This window comes from Flavobacterium sp. 25HG05S-40 (genome assembly GCF_052654735.1).
This window is the reverse complement of sequence record NZ_CP199750.1, coordinates 272,251-295,279: the sequence shown is the minus strand read 5'-3', so window position 1 is coordinate 295,279 and position 23,029 is coordinate 272,251. Positions and strand designations below refer to the sequence as shown.

Annotated in this window: 19 protein-coding genes and 1 tRNA gene; 9 read left to right on the top strand and 11 right to left on the bottom strand. The window is 37.8% G+C overall.

All coding sequences use genetic code 11. The features are described from left to right. Window positions 1-139 precede the first annotated feature (139 nt). The 4 genes from ACULEU_RS01290 (at window position 140) to ACULEU_RS01275 (ending at window position 6,289) form a co-directional block, all read left to right on the top strand. On the top strand, window positions 140-2,560 hold the full coding sequence (locus ACULEU_RS01290) for an efflux RND transporter permease subunit (protein WP_445453654.1): 2,421 nt from the start codon (window positions 140-142) through the stop codon (window positions 2,558-2,560). Window positions 2,561-2,643: 83 nt separating this feature from the next. Then, window positions 2,644-4,077, top strand: a complete 1,434-nt coding sequence (gene asnS / locus ACULEU_RS01285) for an asparagine--tRNA ligase (RefSeq protein ID WP_445453653.1) — start codon at window positions 2,644-2,646, stop codon at window positions 4,075-4,077. Between the two features lie 79 nt (window positions 4,078-4,156). Further along, window positions 4,157-5,623 carry an RNA polymerase factor sigma-54 gene (rpoN, locus tag ACULEU_RS01280; RefSeq protein WP_445453652.1) on the top strand — a complete coding sequence of 489 codons (1,467 nt, stop codon included), beginning with the start codon at window positions 4,157-4,159 and terminating at the stop codon, window positions 5,621-5,623. Window positions 5,624-5,683: 60 nt separating this feature from the next. Beyond that, on the top strand, window positions 5,684-6,289 hold the full coding sequence (locus tag ACULEU_RS01275) for a hypothetical protein (protein ID WP_445453651.1): 606 nt from the start codon (window positions 5,684-5,686) through the stop codon (window positions 6,287-6,289). Here the strand turns inward: ACULEU_RS01275 and ACULEU_RS01270 are convergent. The 5 genes from ACULEU_RS01270 to ACULEU_RS01250 all read right to left on the bottom strand — a co-directional run bounded on the left by ACULEU_RS01270 (window position 6,284) and on the right by ACULEU_RS01250 (window position 10,346). Beyond that, window positions 6,284-7,126, bottom strand: coding sequence for a porin family protein (locus tag ACULEU_RS01270; RefSeq protein WP_445453650.1), 843 nt, complete (start codon window positions 7,124-7,126; stop codon window positions 6,284-6,286). The genes ACULEU_RS01275 and ACULEU_RS01270 overlap by 6 nt on opposite strands. 86 nt (window positions 7,127-7,212) lie before the next feature. Next, a tRNA-Ser gene (locus tag ACULEU_RS01265) sits at window positions 7,213-7,299 on the bottom strand. Between the two features lie 58 nt (window positions 7,300-7,357). Next, on the bottom strand, window positions 7,358-8,386 hold the full coding sequence (locus ACULEU_RS01260; RefSeq protein ID WP_445453649.1) for an asparaginase: 1,029 nt from the start codon (window positions 8,384-8,386) through the stop codon (window positions 7,358-7,360). Next, on the bottom strand, window positions 8,376-9,512 hold the full coding sequence (locus ACULEU_RS01255) for a 1-acyl-sn-glycerol-3-phosphate acyltransferase (RefSeq protein WP_445453648.1): 1,137 nt from the start codon (window positions 9,510-9,512) through the stop codon (window positions 8,376-8,378). The genes ACULEU_RS01260 and ACULEU_RS01255 overlap by 11 nt, the downstream gene beginning before the upstream one ends. A gap of 63 nt (window positions 9,513-9,575) precedes the next feature. Beyond that, on the bottom strand, window positions 9,576-10,346 hold the full coding sequence (locus tag ACULEU_RS01250) for a TatD family hydrolase (protein ID WP_445453647.1): 771 nt from the start codon (window positions 10,344-10,346) through the stop codon (window positions 9,576-9,578). Between the two features lie 104 nt (window positions 10,347-10,450). Between ACULEU_RS01250 and ACULEU_RS01245 the strand changes: the two genes are divergently transcribed. After that, on the top strand, window positions 10,451-10,888 hold the full coding sequence (locus tag ACULEU_RS01245) for a retropepsin-like aspartic protease (RefSeq protein ID WP_445453646.1): 438 nt from the start codon (window positions 10,451-10,453) through the stop codon (window positions 10,886-10,888). Between the two features lie 73 nt (window positions 10,889-10,961). After that, the gene (locus tag ACULEU_RS01240; RefSeq protein WP_445453645.1) at window positions 10,962-13,328 is read left to right on the top strand and encodes a DUF7619 domain-containing protein; all 2,367 of its coding nucleotides are present in this window, start codon (window positions 10,962-10,964) and stop codon (window positions 13,326-13,328) included. A gap of 61 nt (window positions 13,329-13,389) precedes the next feature. On the opposite strand, the gene ACULEU_RS01235 is transcribed toward ACULEU_RS01240, so the two are convergent. Next, window positions 13,390-14,625 (bottom strand): TCR/Tet family MFS transporter, encoded by a 1,236-nt coding sequence (locus tag ACULEU_RS01235; protein WP_445453644.1) that lies wholly within the window; start codon window positions 14,623-14,625, stop codon window positions 13,390-13,392. Window positions 14,626-14,900: 275 nt separating this feature from the next. Between ACULEU_RS01235 and ACULEU_RS01230 the strand changes: the two genes are divergently transcribed. After that, complete coding sequence (locus tag ACULEU_RS01230) at window positions 14,901-15,332, top strand: hypothetical protein (protein ID WP_445453643.1); 432 nt, start codon at window positions 14,901-14,903, stop codon at window positions 15,330-15,332. A gap of 88 nt (window positions 15,333-15,420) precedes the next feature. On the opposite strand, the gene odhB is transcribed toward ACULEU_RS01230, so the two are convergent. Both odhB and ACULEU_RS01220 read right to left on the bottom strand, forming a co-directional pair. After that, on the bottom strand, window positions 15,421-16,650 hold the full coding sequence (gene odhB, locus ACULEU_RS01225; RefSeq protein ID WP_445453642.1) for a 2-oxoglutarate dehydrogenase complex dihydrolipoyllysine-residue succinyltransferase: 1,230 nt from the start codon (window positions 16,648-16,650) through the stop codon (window positions 15,421-15,423). Between the two features lie 107 nt (window positions 16,651-16,757). Beyond that, window positions 16,758-19,541, bottom strand: coding sequence for a 2-oxoglutarate dehydrogenase E1 component (locus ACULEU_RS01220; RefSeq protein ID WP_445453641.1), 2,784 nt, complete (start codon window positions 19,539-19,541; stop codon window positions 16,758-16,760). A gap of 122 nt (window positions 19,542-19,663) precedes the next feature. Between ACULEU_RS01220 and ACULEU_RS01215 the strand changes: the two genes are divergently transcribed. Then, a complete protein-coding gene (locus ACULEU_RS01215) occupies window positions 19,664-20,206 on the top strand; it encodes a hypothetical protein (protein WP_445453640.1) in 543 nt (180 codons plus the stop codon). Here ACULEU_RS01215 and ACULEU_RS01210 read toward each other — a convergent pair. The 3 genes from ACULEU_RS01210 to ACULEU_RS01200 are packed head-to-tail and all read right to left on the bottom strand — an operon-like array spanning window position 20,203 to window position 22,276. Beyond that, window positions 20,203-20,556: a hypothetical protein gene (locus ACULEU_RS01210; protein WP_445453639.1), complete on the bottom strand. Its 354-nt coding sequence runs from the start codon at window positions 20,554-20,556 to the stop codon at window positions 20,203-20,205. The genes ACULEU_RS01215 and ACULEU_RS01210 overlap by 4 nt on opposite strands. Further along, window positions 20,553-21,287 carry a hypothetical protein gene (locus ACULEU_RS01205; RefSeq protein ID WP_445453638.1) on the bottom strand — a complete coding sequence of 245 codons (735 nt, stop codon included), beginning with the start codon at window positions 21,285-21,287 and terminating at the stop codon, window positions 20,553-20,555. The genes ACULEU_RS01210 and ACULEU_RS01205 overlap by 4 nt, the downstream gene beginning before the upstream one ends. A gap of 14 nt (window positions 21,288-21,301) precedes the next feature. Further along, window positions 21,302-22,276: a polyprenyl synthetase family protein gene (locus ACULEU_RS01200; protein ID WP_445453637.1), complete on the bottom strand. Its 975-nt coding sequence runs from the start codon at window positions 22,274-22,276 to the stop codon at window positions 21,302-21,304. 147 nt (window positions 22,277-22,423) lie between these two features. On the opposite strand from ACULEU_RS01200, the gene ACULEU_RS01195 reads away from it, so the two are divergent. Then, the gene (locus ACULEU_RS01195) at window positions 22,424-23,020 is read left to right on the top strand and encodes a TetR/AcrR family transcriptional regulator (protein WP_445453636.1); all 597 of its coding nucleotides are present in this window, start codon (window positions 22,424-22,426) and stop codon (window positions 23,018-23,020) included. The last annotated feature ends 9 nt before the right edge of the window (window positions 23,021-23,029 follow it).

The window sequence follows — 23,029 nt, the reverse complement described above, 5'->3', positions numbered from 1 at the left end:
TATTTTTTTTATTTTTTTAAGGCTATTAATGATTATTTAAAGCGTAATCCTAAATCCTGATTAAATTAAAGAAAACTTTGCTGTATTGAACCCAAATTTTTTAGGGTTTTGATTACCTTTGCAACCCATTTAAGGTTTTATGAAAAAGTTGTTAGGTATTGGTTTTTGGGAAATAATTGCCCGAATTATCCTGAGAAGTAGAATTGTCATTTTAGCAGGTATTGTTTTGATTACAATTGTACTAGCCTTACAATGGAAAAACATCCGATTTACCCAAACCGAAGCCAATCTAATTCCAGCCGACGATAAAGTCAATGTCGATTATCAAAAGTTTCTAAATCATTTTGGCGAAGAAGGAAATCTTATTGTAATTGCCACCAAAGACAAAAAGCTTTTTACCCCAAAAGTCTACAAAGCCTGGAGTGCTTTGATGCAGGAAATCAAGTCACACAAAGAGGTTAGTCTGGTCGTTTCTGTTGATAACCTTCAAAAACTGACTAAAAACGATTCGCTTGAAACCTTTGAACTGAAACCGTTGGTGAATGAAAGCAAGATTCAAGACGAGCGTTATCTGAAACAAATTCAAACCGAATTATTTACCAAACTTCCGTTTTACGAAGGATTGTTATTTAATAAAAAAACAGGCGCCATACGTTCTGCCATTTATTTAGATAAAAAAATCGTCAATACGAAAGCCAGAAAAGAGTACGTTCTGAACGATTTAATTCCGGCCATAGAAAAATTTCAGAAGACTTCCGGAGTGGAAGTACATACTTCGGGAATGCCTTATATCCGAACCCTAAATGCCAAAACGATTATTGACGAAATTGGTTTGTTTATTGGTGCTGCTTTGTTGATTACGTCCTTAATTTTCTTTTACTTTTTCCGCTCGTTCCGTGCCACAATGATTTCGCTGATTGTGGTGATTATTGGGGTTATGTGGTCGTTCGGAATTATGGGCGCTTTGGGCTATGAAATTACCGTACTGACCGCTTTAGTTCCCACTTTAGTCATTGTAATCGGAATACCCAATTGTATTTTCTTTATCAACAAATACCATCAGGAATACCACAAACATTCCAATAAAGCCAAAGCCTTACAACGCGTAATTACCAAAACCGGAACAGCAACACTGATGACCAATATCACTACAGCTGTTGGCTTTGCAACGTTTATTGCTACCAATAATGTTTTGTTAAGAGAGTTTGGCGTGGTAACCACCATCAATATTTTGGCCATCTATTTATTGAGTTTGTTATTGATTCCGATTTTCTTCAGTTATATTCCTTCTCCAATTCCGAGACATTTGGGCCATTTGGAACGCGAATCGCTGACAAAATTTTTAGCATGGATTGTCAATACGGTTAAATACAATCGTTTGGGCGTATACATCACGGCAATTTGTTTATTGGTTTTCGGAATTATCGGCATCGGAAAAATTAAGGTTTCGGGAAGTATTATAGAAGATATGCCCAAAAACACTGGTTTTTATAAAGACATCCGTTTCTTCGAAAAAGAATTTGACGGAGTCATGCCTTTGGAAATTATGATTGATACCAAACGGAAAAATGGTGCCATGAAACTATCCAACCTCAGAAGAATGGAAGAATTGGAACACACCATAACGGATATTCCAGAGCTTTCCAAACCGTTATCGATCGTAAATATTGCCAAAAGTTTCAACCAAGCTTATTATAACGGCAATCCCGATTTTTATACGTTGCCCTCGCCCAATGAAGAGTTTGCGCTGATTCCGTATATCAAGAATTCTCTAAAAAATTCGAAAGACAATCAGCTTAAAAGCTATATTTCTGCGGATGGAAGTGTGGTCAGAATCACCACTTTTATTAAAGATGAAAATGGAGAGCGCATGGAAGCCATAGAATCGCATATCCGAAACAAAGCCGATAAACTCTTCCCATCGCCAAGATATGAAGTAATTATTACCGGAAAACCATCGGTCTTTCAAAAAGGGACCAAATATTTGCTGGACAATCTGCTTTCGTCATTACTTTTTGCATTTTTTCTAACGGGAGGTTTGGTGGCCATTATGTTCCGTTCATTCAAAATGGTTTTGGTTTCGATTATTCCAAATTTATTACCGTTACTGATGACAGCAGGATTGATGGGGTTTTTGGGAATTCCACTAAAACCTTCCACGTTGTTGGTCTTCGGAATTGCCTTCGGAATGTCGGTTGATGATACACTACGATTCTTAGCACAATACCGATTAGAACTTTCACGGAATGATTGGAGGATCAAAAAATCAGTGTTTGCCACTTTTGAAGATGCGGGCATCAGTATGTTTTACACTTCCATTGTGTTGTTCTTTGGATTTTCGGTATTTATGCTGTCTAGTTTTGGCGGAACGGTAGCACTAGGAGGATTGGTTGCCCTGACCTTGTGTTTCGGAATGTTATCCAATTTAGTTTTATTGCCTTCGTTGGTTTTAACATTAAACAAAACGCTGGCAAACCAACAGGAATTACCGGAACCCACCATCGATATTTTGGAGCGCACTGATGAAGAAATAGACGAGTTAGAAAAAAACAATAAATAAATTATATTTGCAACTCATGATATTAAATATCAAATTTTAGATTTTAAATATTTGATATCTGAAATTTAAAATCTCATATTAAAATGAAACATACCAAAGTTAAAAGCTTACTAAGCAGTGAAACAACGATTTCAGAAGTAAATGCAAAAGGTTGGGTAAGAACTTTTAGAAACAATCAATTTATTGCATTGAACGATGGTTCGACCATTAACAATATTCAGTGTGTAGTCGATTTTGAAAACACGCCTGAGGAAACCTTAAAAAGAATTACTACCGGAGCAGCCATTTCAGTGACCGGAGCTTTGGTGGAAAGTCAAGGTGCCGGACAGAAATATGAAATCCAAGTTTCTACATTAGAAATTTTAGGAGACTCTGATGCGGAGAAATTTCCAATGCAACCCAAGAAACACTCCTTGGAATTCCTTAGAGAAAATGCTCATTTACGTGTTCGAACCAATGCGTTTGGAGCGATTATGCGAGTGCGTTCTGTTTTGGCGCATGCGGTTCATACCTATTTTCAGGAAAAAGGATTTGTATACGTAAATACGCCTGTAATTACAGGTGCTGATGCGGAAGGTGCCGGAGAAATGTTTCAGGTGACTTCATTACCCTTAGATAATTTGCCAAAAAACGAAGAAGGCAACATCGATTACAAAAAAGATTTCTTCGGAAAACATACTAATTTAACCGTTTCGGGTCAATTGGAAGGGGAAACCTTTGCGATGGCTTTGGGACAGATTTATACTTTTGGACCAACCTTTAGAGCAGAGAATTCAAATACCTCACGTCACTTGGCGGAATTCTGGATGATTGAGCCTGAAGTAGCGTTCAATGATTTGAATGACAACATGGATTTGGCGGAAGATTTTATACAATACGTCATTAAATATACGATGGATAAATGTCAGGACGATTTAAAGTTTCTGGAAGGCCGTTTATTAGAAGAAGAAAAATCAAAACCACAAGCTGAACGCAGCGAAATGGCACTGTTAGAGAAATTAAACTTCGTGTTAGAAAATAACTTCAAACGTGTTTCATACACGGAAGCTGTTGACATTTTAAGAGATTCTACTCCAAATAAAAAGAAAAAATTCCAATACATAATCAACGAATGGGGCGCAGATTTACAAAGCGAGCACGAGCGTTATTTGGTGGAAAAACACTTTAAATGTCCGGTGATTTTGTTTGATTATCCGGCTAACATCAAAGCGTTTTACATGCGATTGAACGAAGACGGAAAAACAGTTCGTGCGATGGATATCTTATTTCCTGGAATTGGTGAAATCGTTGGTGGCTCACAACGTGAGGAACGTTACGATGTTTTGGTCGAAAAAATGAAGGCACTTGGCATCGACGAAGAAGAATTATGGTGGTACTTGGATACGCGCAGATTCGGTTCGGCTGTGCATTCCGGTTTTGGTTTAGGATTTGAACGTTTGGTATTATTCGTAACCGGAATGACCAATATTCGTGATGTAATTCCGTTTCCAAGAACGCCACAAAACGCAGAATTTTAAAAAAATGTTTATTAAGGTTATGAGGGTTAAAACGTTTATATAAACCTCATAAACATCATAAACTTTATAAACTCAAAAAATGTTAAAGCAGTTCCTAAATCTAAAATTATCGCAAAAACTATCACCTCAGCAAATCCAGTTGATGAAGTTGATACAACTGCCTACGCAGGCTTTTGAACAACGTCTCAAGGAAGAATTGGTAGAAAATCCGGCTTTGGAAAGTGGTAAAGAAGAAGAAGAGCTTTACGAAAAGGACGAGTTTGACAATAATGACGAATATGATGATTACGAAGGAAGTGAAAACATTGAGGCAGGTGAAATCAACATTGATGAATATTTAAGCAACGACGAAACTCCCGATTATAAGCTACAGTCCAACAACTACAGTGATGACGATGAAGATCGTGAAATTCCGTTTGCCGCAGCAACCAGCTTCCATCAAGATTTAATCAATCAGTTGAACACCTTTCTTTTGACAGATGAAGAGCGCGAAATCGCAGAATTTTTAGTCGGAAGTATTGATGATGACGGTTATTTGCGTCGCGATATTCAGGATATTGTAGATGATATGGCCTTTACACAAGGCATTTATACAGATGAAAAAACCGTAGAAAAAATGCTGCATATCATTCACGATTTGGATCCGGTAGGCGTTGGTGCTCGAAATCTGCATGAATGCTTGTTGTTGCAGCTCCGACACAAAACACCCTCAGAATCGGTTGATTTGGCGATTAATATCATTCAGAATGAATTTGATGCCTTTACCAAAAAGCATTACGAAAAACTGTTATTACACTACGAAATTTCAAAAGAACAACTCAAGAAAGCGATTGAGGAAATCGAAAGACTGAACCCAAAACCCGGAGGTGCTTATGACAGCAACAATCGGATTGTAGAACAAATTGTTCCCGATTTTGCCATTAGAATTGTAGATGGTGAATTGGAACTTACGTTGAACGGAAGAAATGCGCCAACGCTCCATGTTTCCAAAGATTATCAGGAGATGTTGCAAACCTATAAGGATTCCAGAGATAAATCGAATCAGCAAAAAGATGCCGTGCAGTTTATCAAACAAAAACTGGATTCTGCCAAATGGTTTATTGATGCCATTCGACAACGCCAGGAAACGCTGTATGTTACGATGAATGCTATCATGCATTTTCAGCGCGAATATTTCCTAGACGGTGAAGAAACCAAACTAAAACCAATGATTTTGAAAGATGTTGCCGATATGGTTGGCTTGGATATTTCTACGGTTTCCCGTGTGGCTAACAGCAAATATGTAGATACGCCTTATGGTACAAAACTAATCAAGGAATTCTTCTCAGAATCGATGAAAAACGATCAAGGCGAAGATGTTTCTACTTTAGAAATCAAAAAAATCCTCAAAAACATCATTGAGGAAGAAGACAAAAGCAAACCGTTGCCCGACGACCAGTTGGCAGAGCTTTTAAAAGAAAAAGGGTATCCCATTGCGAGAAGAACCATCGCAAAATATCGTGATTTGCTTGATATTCCTGTGGCACGAATGAGGAAGAAGATTTAAAGTATCAGATTCGGGACTAAGGATTTTAAGACGTCTTATAATTAATAAACAAAAGCTAGCTTGAAAAAAATACTTCCTTTTTTTTCATATTTTTTCCATCCTTTATTCATTCCGCTTTTAGGGACTATTTTTTATGTGCTGCTAGACAATCGGCATTTCACCTTACCACAATGCCTCATTCTATTTTTACAGATTATCATCATAACGGTGTTGTTACCGGTAGTTTTCTTTTTTTTGCTCCGAACCGTTGGGAAAGTAGATAGCGTCATGCTTTCGGAGATTTCTCAACGTAAAATTCCGTTACTATTACAGCTCATGCTTTTTGTAGTTTTAATAGAAAAAGGCATCACTTACGAACGCTTTACAAGTCTTTATTTCTTCTTTGTTGGTGGGATTATCAGCACTTTATTGGCATTTTTGCTTTTGTTTTTTAAATTCAAAGCCAGCATTCATATGATAGGCATCAGTTCGCTTACCGTTTTTATCATTGGTTTGAGTATCGCTAATGAAATCAATACCATCAATACGGTTGCTTTTTTTGTGATTATGAATGGTTTTGTAGCCTCATCGCGCTTGGTGATGCAGGCACATTCTAACAAGGAATTGTTGATTGGGTTTTTATGTGGAGCCATACCACAAGCCGTTTTACTTTACTTTTGGCTATAGAATATAGAACATCAGACCAAAATTGGTGGTGTTCATATCAATCGCTTTATTATCAATTTGTGCTGAAGACTTTAACAACGGATTGAGTCCATAATACGCGTAGAAATTCCAGGTGTTCCAACCCACTGCTACGTATATTCCGTAATGAAACTGATTAAAATCTTTGTTGCCCGTTTGCTTAAAGTCGCCTATCGATGCCACTGATTTATATTGGTCGTATAAGAGATAACTCAATTTGACTCCGGTATACACTCTCCAAAAAACATGGCTTTCGGGAGTAGAATCGCGCCATCGGAACTCTATCGGCAAGTCGATGTAATGTAATGAAAGTTTGTTTTTAGAAAAGGAAACTTCGGAATCCAATACTTGATAGGAATTCGTTCCGCCAGCATCTCGTATTCCTAAATTCTGATTGTAAATACCTAGAGAATAGCCCAAACCAGCAGCAATGGCAAAGGTTCGTTTCTTGTTGATGGGCATATCCCTTAAAAACCCAAACGCAAAACCGGGAGAAAGTTTGTTTTGAGCAATTCCGTCCGGACGTTTTTGCAGTGCATTATAGGTAATGTTCAGATAAAATTGGTCTTCCCGATACAAAGAATCCACAGCATCAAAATCGATTTCCTGCTCCTGCGCAAAAATGCCCAATGTGATAAAAAATGTTATGATGAATAGATAAAATCGCATACTGCAAGTGTTAAAAAGAAACGTAAATCCTTTAAGCGAAAGTACACTTTTCAATGGAATAAACAAAACTAGTAGTACCATTGGATTACCTGCTGTGATCACGAAAAGGGATGCTGTCAAAGAAAATGCAGATACTATACCTCTTTTCATTTTTTAATTTTCAAAGCTTCAACAAATAAAACGTGCCAAGCTTTGAAAATAAAAAGAGCTTCCATTGGAAGCTGATTCTTTTTTTGCAGAGAGGATGGGATTCGAACCCACGATACAGTTACCCATATACAAACTTTCCAGGCTTGCTCCTTCAACCACTCGGACACCTCTCTAATGGTGGTGCAAAGAACAACAAATTTTTTCAGTAAAAAAAGTTACTTCGACAAATTATTACTGCATTTCTCCTCTCAAGGCGGTTTCAAAAATGGTCTTGAAAACTGAGGGTGCTACATTTTGTCCTAACAAGTACATGAGCTTGGTTACCGCGGCTTCAGTTGTGATGTCTTTTCCAGAAATTACTCCGATTTTCTTGAGTTGTGAGCTGGTTTCATACTGCCCCATATTAACACTTCCCCCGGAACATTGCGTTACATTGACAACATGCAAACCACTTTTTATCGCTTTTTTCAGAAGTGAGACAAACCAATCATCGGTTGGTGCATTTCCGGAACCATAGGTTTCCAAAATAATTCCTTTCAAATTAGGAATGGCGATAATAGCTGACAATACCGATTCATTGATTCCGGGAAACATTTTTACGACGACTACATTATTGTCTAACTGTTTATGAACCAGTAACTTTTTAGTGGATATTCTTTGTAGAATCATATTTGAATTCACATTAAGATGTACTCCGGACTCTGCTAAATGGACGTAATTAGGTGATGCAAAAGCATTAAAATGTTCGGCATTTATTTTAGTGGTTCGGTTACCACGGTATAATTTGTATTCAAAATACAGACAGACTTCGTGAATTACTGATTTCCCTTTTTGTACTAACGATGCAATTTGGATGGCTGTGATGAGATTTTCCTTAGCGTCAGTGCGTAAATCTCCTATAGGCAATTGAGAACCCGTAAACACCACTGGCTTGTTAAGGTTTTCGAGCATAAAACTCAAAGCTGAGGCTGAATACGACATCGTATCAGAACCATGAAGCACCACAAATCCGTCAAAATCAGCGTATCGTTCTTCAATGATTTCGGCAATTTCGATCCACTTTTCTGGATTGATATTGGAAGAATCAATTGGCTTTTTAAACGAAATCGTTTCGATGTTGCAATCTAAAAGTTGAAGTTCCGGAATTTTTTGCAACAATTTTTTAAAGTTGAAGGCTTTCAAAACTCCCGTTTCAAAATCTTTAATCATACCAATCGTTCCTCCGGTATAAATTAAAAGTATGTTGGGTTTAGACTGCATTCTGATATTTCGATTTGTTTACTACCGGATTGGCATACATCGCCAGAAAACTTTCCAGCATTTGCGGATTATTTTCGTCTATTCGCATCTCCAATCTTCTTTCAAACAATGACTTTTCATTGTCGGTGTACAAATGACTGTAGGTATTGGATTTATGCAATAAATCATAGGCGATATAATTCGTGGGCCACAACTTATAGCTTTGTAAAATGGAATCATCGATAGCCAGAGCCAAAGCCTGAATTTGCTTGTTATTGTTGTCAAACTCCTGAGCAATGGTATCTAATTCGGTGCTTAAAACATCTCCAACACTAATGTGTATGCGTTTCTTTTGACCGATGATGCCGCTTAATAGAGTAATGAAATCTTCATTTTTTTCTTTGATGTAAATTTCGTCGTTGGCTTCAGCAATCAACTGTGGCATTTTTAGGGCATCCGTTGGGTCGTATTCATATGAAATAGAAACCGGAACGATTTGTATCTTCTTAAAATAGGCCATTAAATTTTTATCTGTGGCACCCATAGCGAGCATTTTCAGAACGCCTGAATGTGTCGCGTCATTGCCATCTTTGGTTCTTCCTTCGCGTTGTGCAATCCAAACCGAACGGTTTTCTCGAAGCAATAATTGTCCTATGTATTCCGACATCAATTTGGAACTTTCCAACAATTCCCTTGGAGGCAAACCTCGTTGCACGAGGAAATTTCGGTTGAGTTTAGACAAGGTTTTCAAAAAAGATTTTTTAACCAGATTGTCCCCAATAGCTGAGGCAGTCATTACTAATCCGTGGTCGAACAGCGAAACATTCAGCAATGACGTATCCAAAATAATGTCTCTGTGATTGGAAATAAAAAGATAAGACGTGTTAGGCTGCAGTTTTTCAAAACCCGAAGTTGTCAATCCTTCTGAGCTTTTTTCAAGGACTTTTTGAACCGATTTGTAGATGAAATTGCATTGAAAGTCGCGGATGGAGTGCGTTCTTTTGAGTTGCTCTTTCCAAACTTCTTCGGCAACATCCGGAAATGTAAAACCCATTAATGCCTTCATCATTGGATGATTGACTGCTGCCTGAATGGCTTCATTTACTTCGGCATCATAATACGGACGGATTTTATCAAATTGCTGCATCTTGGCTTCCCTTTTTGAAACACAAAAGAACAAAAAAAAACTCAATGAAAGGTGATTAAAACATTAAATCCCAAAAACATTCTTGGCGTTTTCTGTGGTGATTTGGGCAATTTCTTCAACGGGTACTTGATAAATTTGCGCCAGTTTTTCTGCTACTAATTTAGTATAACTGCTTTCATTTCGTTTGCCCCGAAAAGGCGCTGGAGCCAAATAAGGAGCATCGGTTTCGAGTACAATATTTTTTAAATCAATTTCGTTTAGAAACTGATCTATCTTTCCGTTTTTAAAAGTAGCCACGCCACCTATTCCGAGCTTCATGTTTAAATTGATGGCTCTTTTGGCCTGATCTAAATCGCCCGCAAAGCAATGAAAAATCCCGAACAAGTCCTCTGATTTCTCGTTATCTAATACTTCAAAAACCTCATCAAAAGCCTCTCGACAATGGATGTTGATTCCAAGCTTATATTTTTTAGCCAACTGTATTTGGTGCTGAAAAGCTTTCTGCTGAATCTTCAAAGTGGTTTTGTCCCAAAACATATCGACGCCAATTTCACCGATGGCATAGAATTTCTTCTTGGCTAGTTCGGACTCCACGTGAGCTAGTTCCTGCTGATAGGTTTCCGGTTTTACATAGCATGGATGCAATCCCATCATCAGAAAAATATTTTCCGGAAACTGCGCTTGTAAATCGTACATTTTTTGAGTGTATCCCGAATCTATCGATGGGACAAAGAAGCGCGAAACTCCGGCATCAATGGCACGCTGAATCATTTCGGTTCTGTCCTGATCAAATTCTTCGGAATAAAGATGTGTGTGCGTATCGGTTAAAATCATACTGTTTTTAAAGTGGTAAAGTTTATAAAAAAAATCCGTTCGGCAAGCCTCGGGTCAAAGTTTGCTATTCTTTTTTGAATTACATTTGACATCATTTTGCATTTATGAAACATCTTCAGGATTTACTCAAAAAAGAAAAATATAAGAAAATCAACTTTAAGGTTTCCAAAACCCAGCATTTGCTGATCAAAGCTACGGTTAATGGCGTTTCGGGAAATTTTATCTTAGATACCGGTGCTAGCAACAGTTGTGTGGGATTTGAAGGTATCGAAAAGTTCGGATTAAAAGCAGGAAAATCCAAAACAAAAGCTTCAGGAGCCGGTGCAACAGGGATGTTTACCCAATTGGCAAAGAACAATGCACTAAAAATTGGCCGATGGAACGCAACTGAATTTCACCTGATTATTTTTGACATGACCCATGTCAATCAGGCACTGTTGCAGTATAAAGCGAAACCTGTACACGGAATTATCGGCGCAGATATATTATTGGAAGGCAAAGCGATTATAGATTATTACAATCATTGTTTGTATTTAAAATAATTTATTAAGATAATTTTAATTTAAAGTTTCCTACATCTTTTTTTCATACATTTGATTTATAAAGTCTTATACTATGAAAAAAAATTACTTCGCTTTACTACTAGTTCTAGGTTTTGGTTTGTTCTTCAGCACAAATTTACAAGCGCAACTTATTGCTAACAATGATCAAGTTACAGTTACGCGCTCTAACTCAGTGCAAATTGTCATCCAAAATGTTTTAGGGAATGATACGCTAAACAGTATTCCGGTTACACTGTCTCAAGTTAATCTTACCCAAATTTCAGCTTCAAACAATATTTCATTAGAGCCTAATGGTTCTGTTGTATTAAATGCTGGATCCCCATCTGGATTCTATGCCATTGCCTATGAAATATGCCAAATTTCAAATCCAAATAATTGTACTGTTGCCGAAGTTTATGTGCAGGTCACTCCAGTGCCAGTTATCCCTGTAGCGGAATCTGTAACAATTTCTACTGGTTTGATTGCACCTCAGATTATATTGGAAAATGTACTTTCCAATGATACTTACGGAGGAATTCCGATAACGGTCAGCGAGGTAACTATCAATCAGGTTTCTTCCACGGCTTCGCCGTATTTCACGATTAATCCTGCAACTGCCAATGTAGTATTAATAGGAAGCCCACCACCTGGCACTTATCCGCTAACGTATTTTTATTGTGTAAACAGCGACCCTAATAATTGTGTGACCTCTACGGTAAACATAACTGTAGTGAATTCATTATCAACAGCTATTACGGCTACTTATCAAGATTTTAATGGCGATGGCATTACCAATGTAGGCGACGTTATTAATTACACGTATTCTATCACGAATTTAGGTAGCATTGCCGTTACTAATATTTCGATTACCAGTTCAGAGGTTAATATTAATGGTGGACCACCGATTCCGCTTTTAAATCCTAGTGCCAACAATAATTCAACTTATACCGGAATCCATGCCATTACGCAAGCAGATATTAATAGTGGCTCCGTAATTGTTTCCATTCAAACTAACGGAACTCGTTCAGGGAATCCTATAAGCATTACTACCACAAACACAAGAAGTTTGAATATTACTAACGGAATTAAGCTAAACGCTTTTATTGATTACAATTCTAATGGAACACAGCAAAACGGTGAGCCAAGTGTAAACTATGGTTCATTCCAATATGAATTAAACAATAATGGAATTATACACAACATAACCTCTTCCGATGGGATGCATTATTTGTATGAAACCAATCCTGCCAATAGTTATGATTTAGGGTATACTATCGACCCGCAATTTGCAGTTCGATATACGGTAACTCCTGCGGCTTATCCGAACGTCACAGTGGCTAATGGATCTGGTGTAGTAACTTACAATTTTGCTTTATCTGCTTTAAATCCTTATAATGATTTAGGGGTATATCTTTTCAGTAGTGCTCCGCCAAGACCAGGGTTTATTCACAATAACTCTATTACTTATGTAAACAATGGTAATCAAACAATTGCTTCCGGAACCATCACTTACACACATGATAACAATGTAAGCATTACTACTTATCCTTCGGGAGCAACTCCAACTGCAACTGGATTTACCTACAGCTTTACCAACTTGTTTCCAGGTCAATCTGCTTCCCTTACGGTAAGCTTACAAGTACCAACAATACCGACAGTTCAATTAGGAGATTGGGTTACAAATACTGCTACTATTACTGTACCAGCTAACGACATCAATACTAGTAACAATAGCAGCACAGAAACGCGAATTATCGTTGGTTCCTATGACCCTAATGACAAAGCCGAAAGTCATGGCCCACAAGTATTGTTTTCTAGCTTCACCTCGAATGATTATTTAACATATACTATACGTTTTGAAAACACGGGAACAGCTGAAGCTATCAACATCAGAGTTGAGGATGTTCTGGACACCAAACTTGATGAAACTTCCGTTAAAATGGTAGCGTCAAGTCATGCTTATGTTTTAGATCGTATAGGTCGCAATTTAACTTGGCGTTTTAATGGTGTGAACTTAGAGCCATCAATTCCGGGTAATCCTATCATTGGTCATGGTTATATAGTGTTTCAAGTAAAACCAAAACCTGGCTATGTAATTGGCGATGTTATAGCAAATACAGCCAACATTTACTTCGATTTCAATCCGGCTATTGTTACCAACACTTGGACAAGTACTTTTGTTCCACTATTAGGAACCTCTGATTTTGTTTTTGATAATTTTAGATTGTATCCAAATCCGGTGAAACATAATTTGACGCTCTCCAATACATCAACTATCGATACTGTTGAAATCATATCTGTTTTAGGACAACGAATTCAATCTATAAAAGTTAACGACCTACAAACCGAAATCGATTTGTCTGGATTGACACGAGGAATGTACTTTGTGAAAGTAACCAGCAACGGACAAGAAAAAACCGTTAAGATTTTAAAAGAGTAATTATAGCTCTTGATAAAACAAAAAACCCAAGCAATAATTGCTTGGGTTTTTTTATATCCTATTATTCCGTTTTGGGTTTAGGAGCAAAATGTTTCTTCATTGAATAAAACGCTATAAAGGTGCTCAACAACATCAAAAATCCTCCTAAAATAAAAGGTGCACCTGGCAATTGAAACGGTGCTTCTTTATGGGTGAAAAAGTAAAAAGTATTCGTCATCATCGGTGGTCCAATTATGGCCGAAGCACTCATCAAACTAGCTAGAGTTCCCTGAATCTCTCCCTGCTCATTGGCTGGCACTTGCCCCGATATCTCCGCTTGCAAAGCAGGTCCGGCAATGCCACCAAGGCAATACGGAATCAAAAATACAAACATCATCCAACTCTCTGTTGCCACTGCAAAAAGCAACATCCCCACACTATACAAAGCCAAACCTATATAAATACTCTTTTGATTTCCGAGTTTTGGACCGGTCCAACGAACCAAGCCTCCTTGCACCAAACCTACTAATAAACCAACTACACCCAACGAAATCCCAACCATTTTTTCATCCCAGTTAAAACGGTACATCGTAAAGAAACTCCAATTGCTATGCACCGCATGTGAGCCCACATACAAAAGAAAAACGGCTGTAATTAAACCAATTAAGGTAGGATACTTTTTCAAACGAATAAATGCCGTTATCGGATTGGCGCGCTTCCATTCAAAAGCTCTTCTGTTTTCTTTAGACAACGATTCGGGTAAGATGAAATAACCATACAGAAAATTCAACATACACAAAATAGCCGCGGCATAAAACGGAACTCTCGAACCAAATTGTCCCAACAATCCACCTATCACAGGACCAATTATAAAGCCCAATCCAAAAGCCGCTCCAATCATTCCGAAATTCTTAGCTCTAGTCTCGGGTGTGCTCACATCAGCAATATAAGCAGAAGCGGTCGTAATACTGGCTCCTGTTAAACCGGCAATAATACGTCCAATAAACAACCAAACTATAGTGGGCGAAAAAGCCAGTAAAAGATAATCCAAAGCAAAGGCAAAAAGCGAAATCAGAATAATAGGCCGTCGACCGTATTTATCACTGAGATTCCCAATCAGAGGAGCACACAAAAACTGCGTTATCGCATACGCAAAAGTCAGCCAACCTCCATATTTAGAGGCCTCACTAATATCACCGTTAATCAGTTCCGAAATAAGTTTCGGAATGACCGGAATAATGATTCCCCAGCCTGTAATGTCAATAAGCATCGTGATAAAAATAAATCCGATGGCCGCTTCCTTTTTGCTTTTTTTCATAGAATGTTTTTTAGGCGTGTTCTCGTCTAAAGACGAGACCGCGCTGTCCGCAGTACACGATACTTGCTCCCATCGCTCACGCGGAATACAAATAAACGAAAACAATTCTATAATCTTACTATGCTTTACATTTCAATAGGTGAAGTTTGCCTAAATAGCTTTATGCTATTTTTAACAAATTTTTTTCTACTTTTTCAAGTAAAAAAATCCGAAATAATTTGCAAAACTAAAATAAACGTCTAGTTTTGTGGCTAATCACTTAAAAACAAAACAAAATGAAAAAATTATTTCTATTCGTGTCTGCAGTTGCATTAAGCGTTTCTTTAAACTCTTGTTCAAGCGATGGCGGTGGAGGAAGTTCTATGAGTATGAAAGTTGACGGAGTTAAAAAAAACTTTAAGACAGTAATCTACTCCTTTGGCGGAACCACATCTGTTTATGGATATACTGGCAATATTGACAATCCGACTGAAGAAGTAGAATTTGATCTTGCAACTGGTACTGGTGCCGATAAAGTCGCTAATTTTAATTATTACACCGCTACAAACGATTACATTCCAGTAGCTTTGACTTCCAATGTTACCACAAACGATGCCAATTCAGCAAAAGGAACTTTTTCAGGAACTGTAGAGCCCTTTGGAGCAGGTGCTGACCTAGTTATTACGGAAGGTACATTTTCAGGTAAAGTAACGGTTGACGAAAACTAAATAAATACAAAAATTAAAAAAAATCCCGCTTCCTATAAAGAAGCGGGATTTTACATATATATAGGCGCCTCATCCGAGGCGGAAAAAACTATAGTTCTAAAGCTTTCTTCGCATTGTTATCCATCAAAATTTCAACAGGCTTTTCTAAGGCTTCTTTGACAGCAACTAAGAATCCCACAGATTCACGACCATCTATAATTCGGTGATCATACGATAGAGCCACAAACATAACTGGTGCAATTACGATTTGGCCATCTCTAACGATAGGTCTTTCAACCACATTGTGCATTCCTAAAATTCCAGACTGTGGTGGATTGATAATCGGTGTACTCAACATACTTCCAAAAACGCCTCCGTTTGAAATCGTGAACGTTCCTCCTGTCATTTCATCCACCGTAATCTGTCCGTCACGAGCACGCAACGCTAAACGTTTGATTTCAGCTTCAACACCACGGAAAGACAATGTTTCAGCGCTTCTCATTACCGGAACCATTAATCCCTTTGGACCTGAAACCGCAACAGAAATATCACAGAAATTGTATGAGATTTTCTCTTGGCCGTCAATCATTGAGTTTACATCTGGATACAGTTGTAAGGCTCTTGTAACGGCTTTGGTGAAGAATGACATGAATCCTAATCCTAATCCGTGTTTGGCTTTAAATTCTTCTTTGTATTGTTCACGTAAAGCATAAATGGCTGTCATGTCCACTTCATTGAACGTAGTTAACATCGCTGTTTCATTTTTGGCAGATACTAATCTTTCTGCCACTTTACGACGCAACATGGATAATTTTGTTCTTTCTGAACCACGGTTCCCTCCTGTTGGTGTTCCCATAGAAGGCACTGCGTTTACAGCGTCATCTTTTGTAATTCTACCGCCTTTTCCACTTCCAACTACCTCTGAAGGTTGTATGTTTTTTTCGTCTAATATTTTCTTAGCTGCCGGAGAAGGTGTTTGTGCGGCATACGATGCTGCTGAAGCTGGAGCTGCTTTTGGAGCTTCGGCTTTCTTTTCTTCTACTTTTGGCGCTTCCTCTTTGGGACTTTCCGACTTTTGACTTTCGACTGATGTTGGTTTAGCAGCGCTAGTATCAATTAGGCAAACAACAGCACCAACGGCAACCGCATCGCCTTCTTCCGCTTTTAGCGTAATGATTCCAGCAGCTTCAGCTGGTAATTCCAGAGTAGCTTTATCAGAATCTACCTCAGCAATAGCTTGGTCTTTTTCTACGTAATCGCCGTCTTTCACTAACCATGTAGCAATTTCTACTTCTTTAATCGATTCTCCCGGTGAAGGGACTTTCATTTCTAAAATCATCCTAAATATATTTTAAATTATGAATTTTAAATTTTAAATGTTTTTTCTTTTTAGCCCCGATTGCAGCTGGCTACCATGTAGCGCGGAAAGCGGGTAATAGCTCCTAATTATTGGAATAAATTCTTATCAAAAACCATTCGGATGGCATCGGCGTGACGTCTTCTATCTCTAGTATGACTTCCTGCTGCAGGTGCGGCGTAGGCTTTTAATGATGCTAATCGCCATTTTACTAAATCGAAATTCATTAACATATAGCCATAAGCGCCCATATTTTTGGGTTCTTCCTGTGCCCAAACGAAATCGTCGGCATTAGGATAACTTTTGATAATGTCTTGCAATTGAGCTACCGGTAACGGGAATAACTGCTCGATACGTACCAAAGCTACATCATTTCTGCCTAAATTTTCTCTTTCGGCCAAAATATCGTAGTAGAATTTTCCGGTGACGAACACTACTGTTTTTACTTTTTTCTTGTCTACTGATGCATCGTCGATGGTTTCTTGGAAACTTCCTTTGTACAATTCCTCTCGAGTGGAAACGCATGAGGGATGACGCAACAAACTTTTTGGCGAAAATACCACCAACGGTTTGCGGAATTTGGTTTTCATCTGTCTTCTCAACAAGTGGAAGAAATTGGCTGGCGTGGTACAATCGGCAACATACATATTGTGACGGGCACAAAGCTGCAAGTAGCGTTCCATACGAGCTGAAGAGTGTTCTGCTCCTTGTCCTTCATAACCGTGAGGCAACAATAAAACGATTCCGTTTTGGTTGTTCCATTTGTCTTCACCGCACGAAATGTACTGGTCGATCATGATTTGGGCTCCGTTAGAGAAATCTCCAAACTGGGCTTCCCAAATGGTTAAAGCATTCGGATTTGCCAAAGCGTATCCGTAATCAAAACCAAGCACTCCGTATTCTGAAAGGAAGGAATTAAAAACATTGAACTTGCCTTTTATATCTTTGACTGTATTTAAAAGAATCACTTCTTCTTCGCTGTCTTCCACTTTTACCACGGCATGACGGTGCGAAAAAGTACCTCTTTCTACATCCTGACCCGAGATACGAACATCGTAGCCTTCGGTCAAAAGAGAACCGTAAGCCAACGTTTCCGCTGTTCCCCAATCGATGACGTCATTGTCATACATAGTTTTTCTGTCGGTAACAATTTTGGAAATTTTGCTAATGAATTTTTTATCAGAAGGTAAAGTCGAAACCGAAACGATGATTTCGTCCAGTTTCTTTTTATCAAACTTAGTGTCTACTTTTTTCAGCATTTCGTCATCTGAAACCTGAACGAAACCTTCCCATTCATCATGCATAAAAGGCGTGATGATGGTTAAATCCTTTTTACGAGAAGCCGTTAGATTCTCATCTAACTTCTCTTTGTATTCGTTTTCTATCTTAGTCAAATAGGCCGCATCAACAATACCTGCTGTGATTAATTTTTCGGCATAAATCTCTCTTGGGTTTTTATGACGCGCTATCAATTTGTACAAAACCGGTTGTGTAAAGCGAGGTTCGTCACCTTCGTTATGACCATATTTTCTGTAGCCTAACAAATCGATGAACACATCGCGACCAAACTCCATTCGGAAATCTAGGGCGAAAAGCATCGCATGTACCACCGCTTCAGCATCGTCTGCATTTACGTGAAGTACAGGAGATAAGGTTACTTTGGCAACATCGGTACAATACGTCGACGAACGTGCGTCTTGGTAATTTGTAGTAAATCCGACTTGATTATTAATCACAATGTGAATGGTTCCACCTGTTTTATAGCCATCTAATTGCGACATTTGAACAATTTCGTACACAATTCCTTGTCCGGCTACCGCTGCATCACCATGAACGGCTATGGGTAAAACTTTAGAGAAATCGTCCGGAAAATATTTGTCTTGTTTCGCACGAGTAATTCCCTCTATAACAGCACCAACCGTTTCTAAGTGCGACGGATTTGGCGCCAAATTAAGGTTGATTTTTTTACCCGATTTTGTTTTTCGTTCCGATGTTAGTCCTAAGTGGTACTTCACATCGCCGTCGAAATATTCTTTATCATAATCTTTTCCGTCAAATTCAGAGAAAATATCCTGAGTGGCTTTTCCGAAGATATTGGCCAATATATTTAAACGACCACGATGCGCCATTCCCATGACAAAATGCTCCACTCCTTTTTCGGCTGCGGATTCAATTACAGCATCCAAGGCCGGAATTAAACTCTCACCACCTTCGAGGGAGAAACGTTTTTGACCTACATATTTGGTGTGCAGGAAGCTTTCAAAAGAAACCGCTTCGTTTAGTTTTCCTAAGATGTGTTTCTTTTGGTCGTTATCGAAATTCGGAAGATTATCGTTGATGTTGATTCGGTCTTGAATCCACTGAATCACTTCAGGCTTTCTCATGTACATATACTCAATCCCAATGTGTTGGCAGTATACATTTTTAAGGTGTGCTATAATTTCCTTTAGTGTCTTTGGCTGATGTCCTAATATTTTAGCAGCATCAAAAACGGTATCTAAATCTGCCGATGACAAGTCGAAGTTTTCTAGATCTAAAGTGGGAGTATACACTCTTCTATCGCGAACTGGGTTGGTTTCGGTAAACAAGTGACCTCGTGAACGATATCCGTCAATTAGTTTCAGAACATTAAACTCTTTCTGAAGTTTATCAGAAACCGGAACATTTGCCGGAACATTTGTGGCATAATTGGCCAATTGCTGAACCGAAGCTTCGGCAACATGCTCTTCATTATAGGTCGTCATTCCAAAGTCAAAACCCTGAAAAAAGGCTCTCCAACTTGGCTCTACGCTATCAGGATTTTGAAGGTATTGTTCGTATAAAAGGGCAAAAAACTCGGTATGTGCTGCGTTTAAAAAGGAAAACCTATCCATAGCTTATTGGTAAATAGTCTTTGTATTAGAAAAATCAAATGCAAAAGTATGATATTTGTGATAATCTTTCAATGTTTTTAATACATTTATATCGCTAATTAAATATATATTATGCCATGCGAATGAAGAGCGTTACAACTTTTGCGGAATTGGTTCTACTGACTGTAATTTTAGGAATTAGTTCTGTCATTTCGGCTCAGGAAAAACCATTGCCAAAAGCAAAAACAGGTGCATTTTGGGAGCGTGTTGATTTTGGTGGCGGTTTGGGACTCGGAATCAGTAGTGGATATACTAACATTACTGTTGCACCAAGTGCTATCTACAATTTTAACGACTATTTTGCCTTGGGAAGTGGCCTACAATACAGTTATTTAAAACAAAAAAATTATTATTCCTCCAACGTTTTTGGCGGAAGCATCATGGGTTTCTTCAATCCTATTGAAGAAGTACAGCTTTCGTTGGAACTAGAAGAAGTAAATGTCAATAATAAGTATGTAGATTTGGGCGGCAATTATAGTAGGAGTTTTTGGAATACCGGTTTGTTTTTAGGCGGTGGATATCGTCAAGAAAATGTAATTATTGGTGGAAGAATTAACGTATTGTACGATAAAGACAAGGATATTTACGGCAGTGCTTTTATGCCATTTGTAAGGGTGTTTTTTTAATAGCGGTTTCGAAACCAAACTTTCATCCATTCCCTTTTTAAAATGAGAAATGCTATCTGTTCCGAAAGCTCGACGGTGTCTGAACCATCTAACTGTTTGACAGTATCTTCGGGAACATCGATAATGTAGAGTAAGTTTAATAATTCGGTGTACTTATACTGAATTAAACGATACACTTTTTCGTGTAGCTGTACTTTCAATTCATCAGGCGAAGTGCTTTGAGGAAAATCAATCGCTTCGTTGGCAAAATTAAAATCCTTGTTGATTTGGTCTATTAATTTTGAATATAAATTTTCTTTTTCGGCTTCCGAAAGTAATTGGATTGTGTTTAAAGGCGCAACAAAATTCATGTTTTTGCTTGTTTTTTAGTAATTTGTGAATTCCAACGTGATACAATCTTAGCCAACAAAACGTCACCACCAGCATAAAAGAAAACGGCTCCCATAGGTGGATTTATTGTAGGGATACTGTCAAATATTTTCGGAGACCATGTCCAACATTGGAAATAAGTTCCTACCAATTCTATAAAAATAACACATAATGCGATAAAACTGTATAAGTTATGTCCTTTTTTTCTGAGAAGTAACATGATAAATATAGGTCCAAAAATCAAGGTAAACCAATCCTTCAAAAGAAAGCCTACGGCACAAAAAAGAGACACAAAAAAGACAATAAACCCTTTTTTTAAAAAAACAGTATTTTGAATAGACCACAAAGTATGGGCAAAAATAAATCCGGAAGCATATACAATGGCATGACCAAAAGGAACATAAAACGGAATTTGAATGCCCTTATACTGATACATTCCCAGTAGGCTGCAAAAAATAAGTTCACCGATGTAGGATAAGAACACCATCACAAACATCAACTTTCGCAACTCACTTTCAGAAAAGTAAAAAAGTATTGAAAAGTAAATAACGGCCAAGAAATTCGTAAGCATTCGACCATCAAAATAAGCATCTTTAAAATAAACGCTGTCCAATCCGAGTGCTATTATGGTGAAAACTGGGAAAAATAAGGCCAATATAATTTGTGCCTTCGGATTTTCTTTTGGGTTATAAAACAAATAAGAATCACTCATATTTGAATATAAGCCTAAACATTTCTGCTCATTAATTTTTGTGCAAATGCCTCTAAAATATTTTTTTTATCGACACTTATTTGTACTTCATCCAACGTTTTTAGCGCTTTTAAAGTATACGATTCAATCGCTTTTTGTGTGGCCGCTGAAGCTCCAGTTTCATTGAAGATTTCTTTAACCGAATTGATTTTATCAGTATTATCATTAGGTTGAATCGAAAACAAATGTAATAATTGTTCTTTTTGAGCTTCGGAAGCAAACTCCATTGCCTTAAGATACAAATAAGTTTTCTTATTTTCGATAATATCGCCACCAACTTGCTTTCCAAAAGTCTCCGGATTCCCAAAAGCGTCTAAGTAATCATCTTGTAACTGGAAAGCAATTCCTAAATTGAGTCCGAAATCATAAATAGCATTAGCATTTTCTGTAGACGTTTCGGCCACAATTGCGCCCATTTTCATCGCGGCTCCAACCAAAACTGCCGTTTTATACTCAATCATTTTCAAGTATTCCGGAATGGTTACATCATCACGCGTTTCAAAATCGACGTCGTATTGCTGTCCTTCACAAACTTCTAAAGCGGTTTTACTAAAAAGTTGGGCCAACGCTCTAAATATTTTAGACTCGTACTCTTCAAAATATTGGTAGGCCAAAATAAGCATCGCATCGCCTGAAAGTATTCCGGTATTGATGTTCCATTTTTCATGAACGGTCTCTTTTCCTCTTCGCAACGGAGCATCATCCATGATATCATCATGAATCAACGAAAAGTTATGAAAAACTTCAACTGCAGTAGCAGCAGCAAGTGCTTTTTCGGCATCAGCATCAAAAACCTCAGTAGCCATCAAGGTTAAAACCGGGCGCAGTCTTTTTCCGCCCAGCGCAAGAATATACTGAATAGGCTCGTACAAATTAGTAGGCTCTTTTTGCAAGATTAAAGAATCGAAATGCTTTGAAATCAGTTCCTGATAGTGGGAAATTGCGCGCATGAAAATATTTTCGGCTAATTTAAGATATTATGACCGTAATACAAAAGTGTCTTTTTCTGCTAATGTTAAATTTACGTTAATACTTTGGAAACTATTTTAGTGTTAAAAGTTTCCATCTTATTTTTGCCCTATAATTTTTAACATATCATGAAAGAGAAAATCATCAAAAAAGCAACCGACATGTTCTTAAGACTTGGTTTTAAGAGTGTTACTATGGATGATATTGCGTGTGAAATGTGTATTTCAAAAAAAACAATCTACAAATATTTCAGCAATAAAGAAATGCTTATTGAAGAAGGTACGGAAGCAGTACATCAAAAAATCCATGCTTTGATGGATGACGTAGTGGCCAAAAATTACAATGCTATTGCCGAAAACTTTGAAATACGCGAAATGTTCAAACAAATGTTTCAGTCTTTTGACCAATCTCCAGCCTATCAACTAAAAAAGCATTACCCAGAAATATATGCCAAAATGATGGCAAACGAAATCGAAGACTGTAGTCATATGTTCCGTCAAAACATCATTAAAGGAATTGCAGAAGGCTTGTATCGAAAAGAAACCGATATTGAAGCTGCCGTTAATTTTTACTACACTCTGATTTTTTCCATCAATGAAAACACCCAGTTGGAAAAAGACGCTTATGAGCTCGAAGCTAAAGCATTAGAATATCACACCAGAGCCATAGCTACACCAGCCGGAATCACAGAACTTGAAAAACAATTACACAATCTTAATACTTAAACATCAATC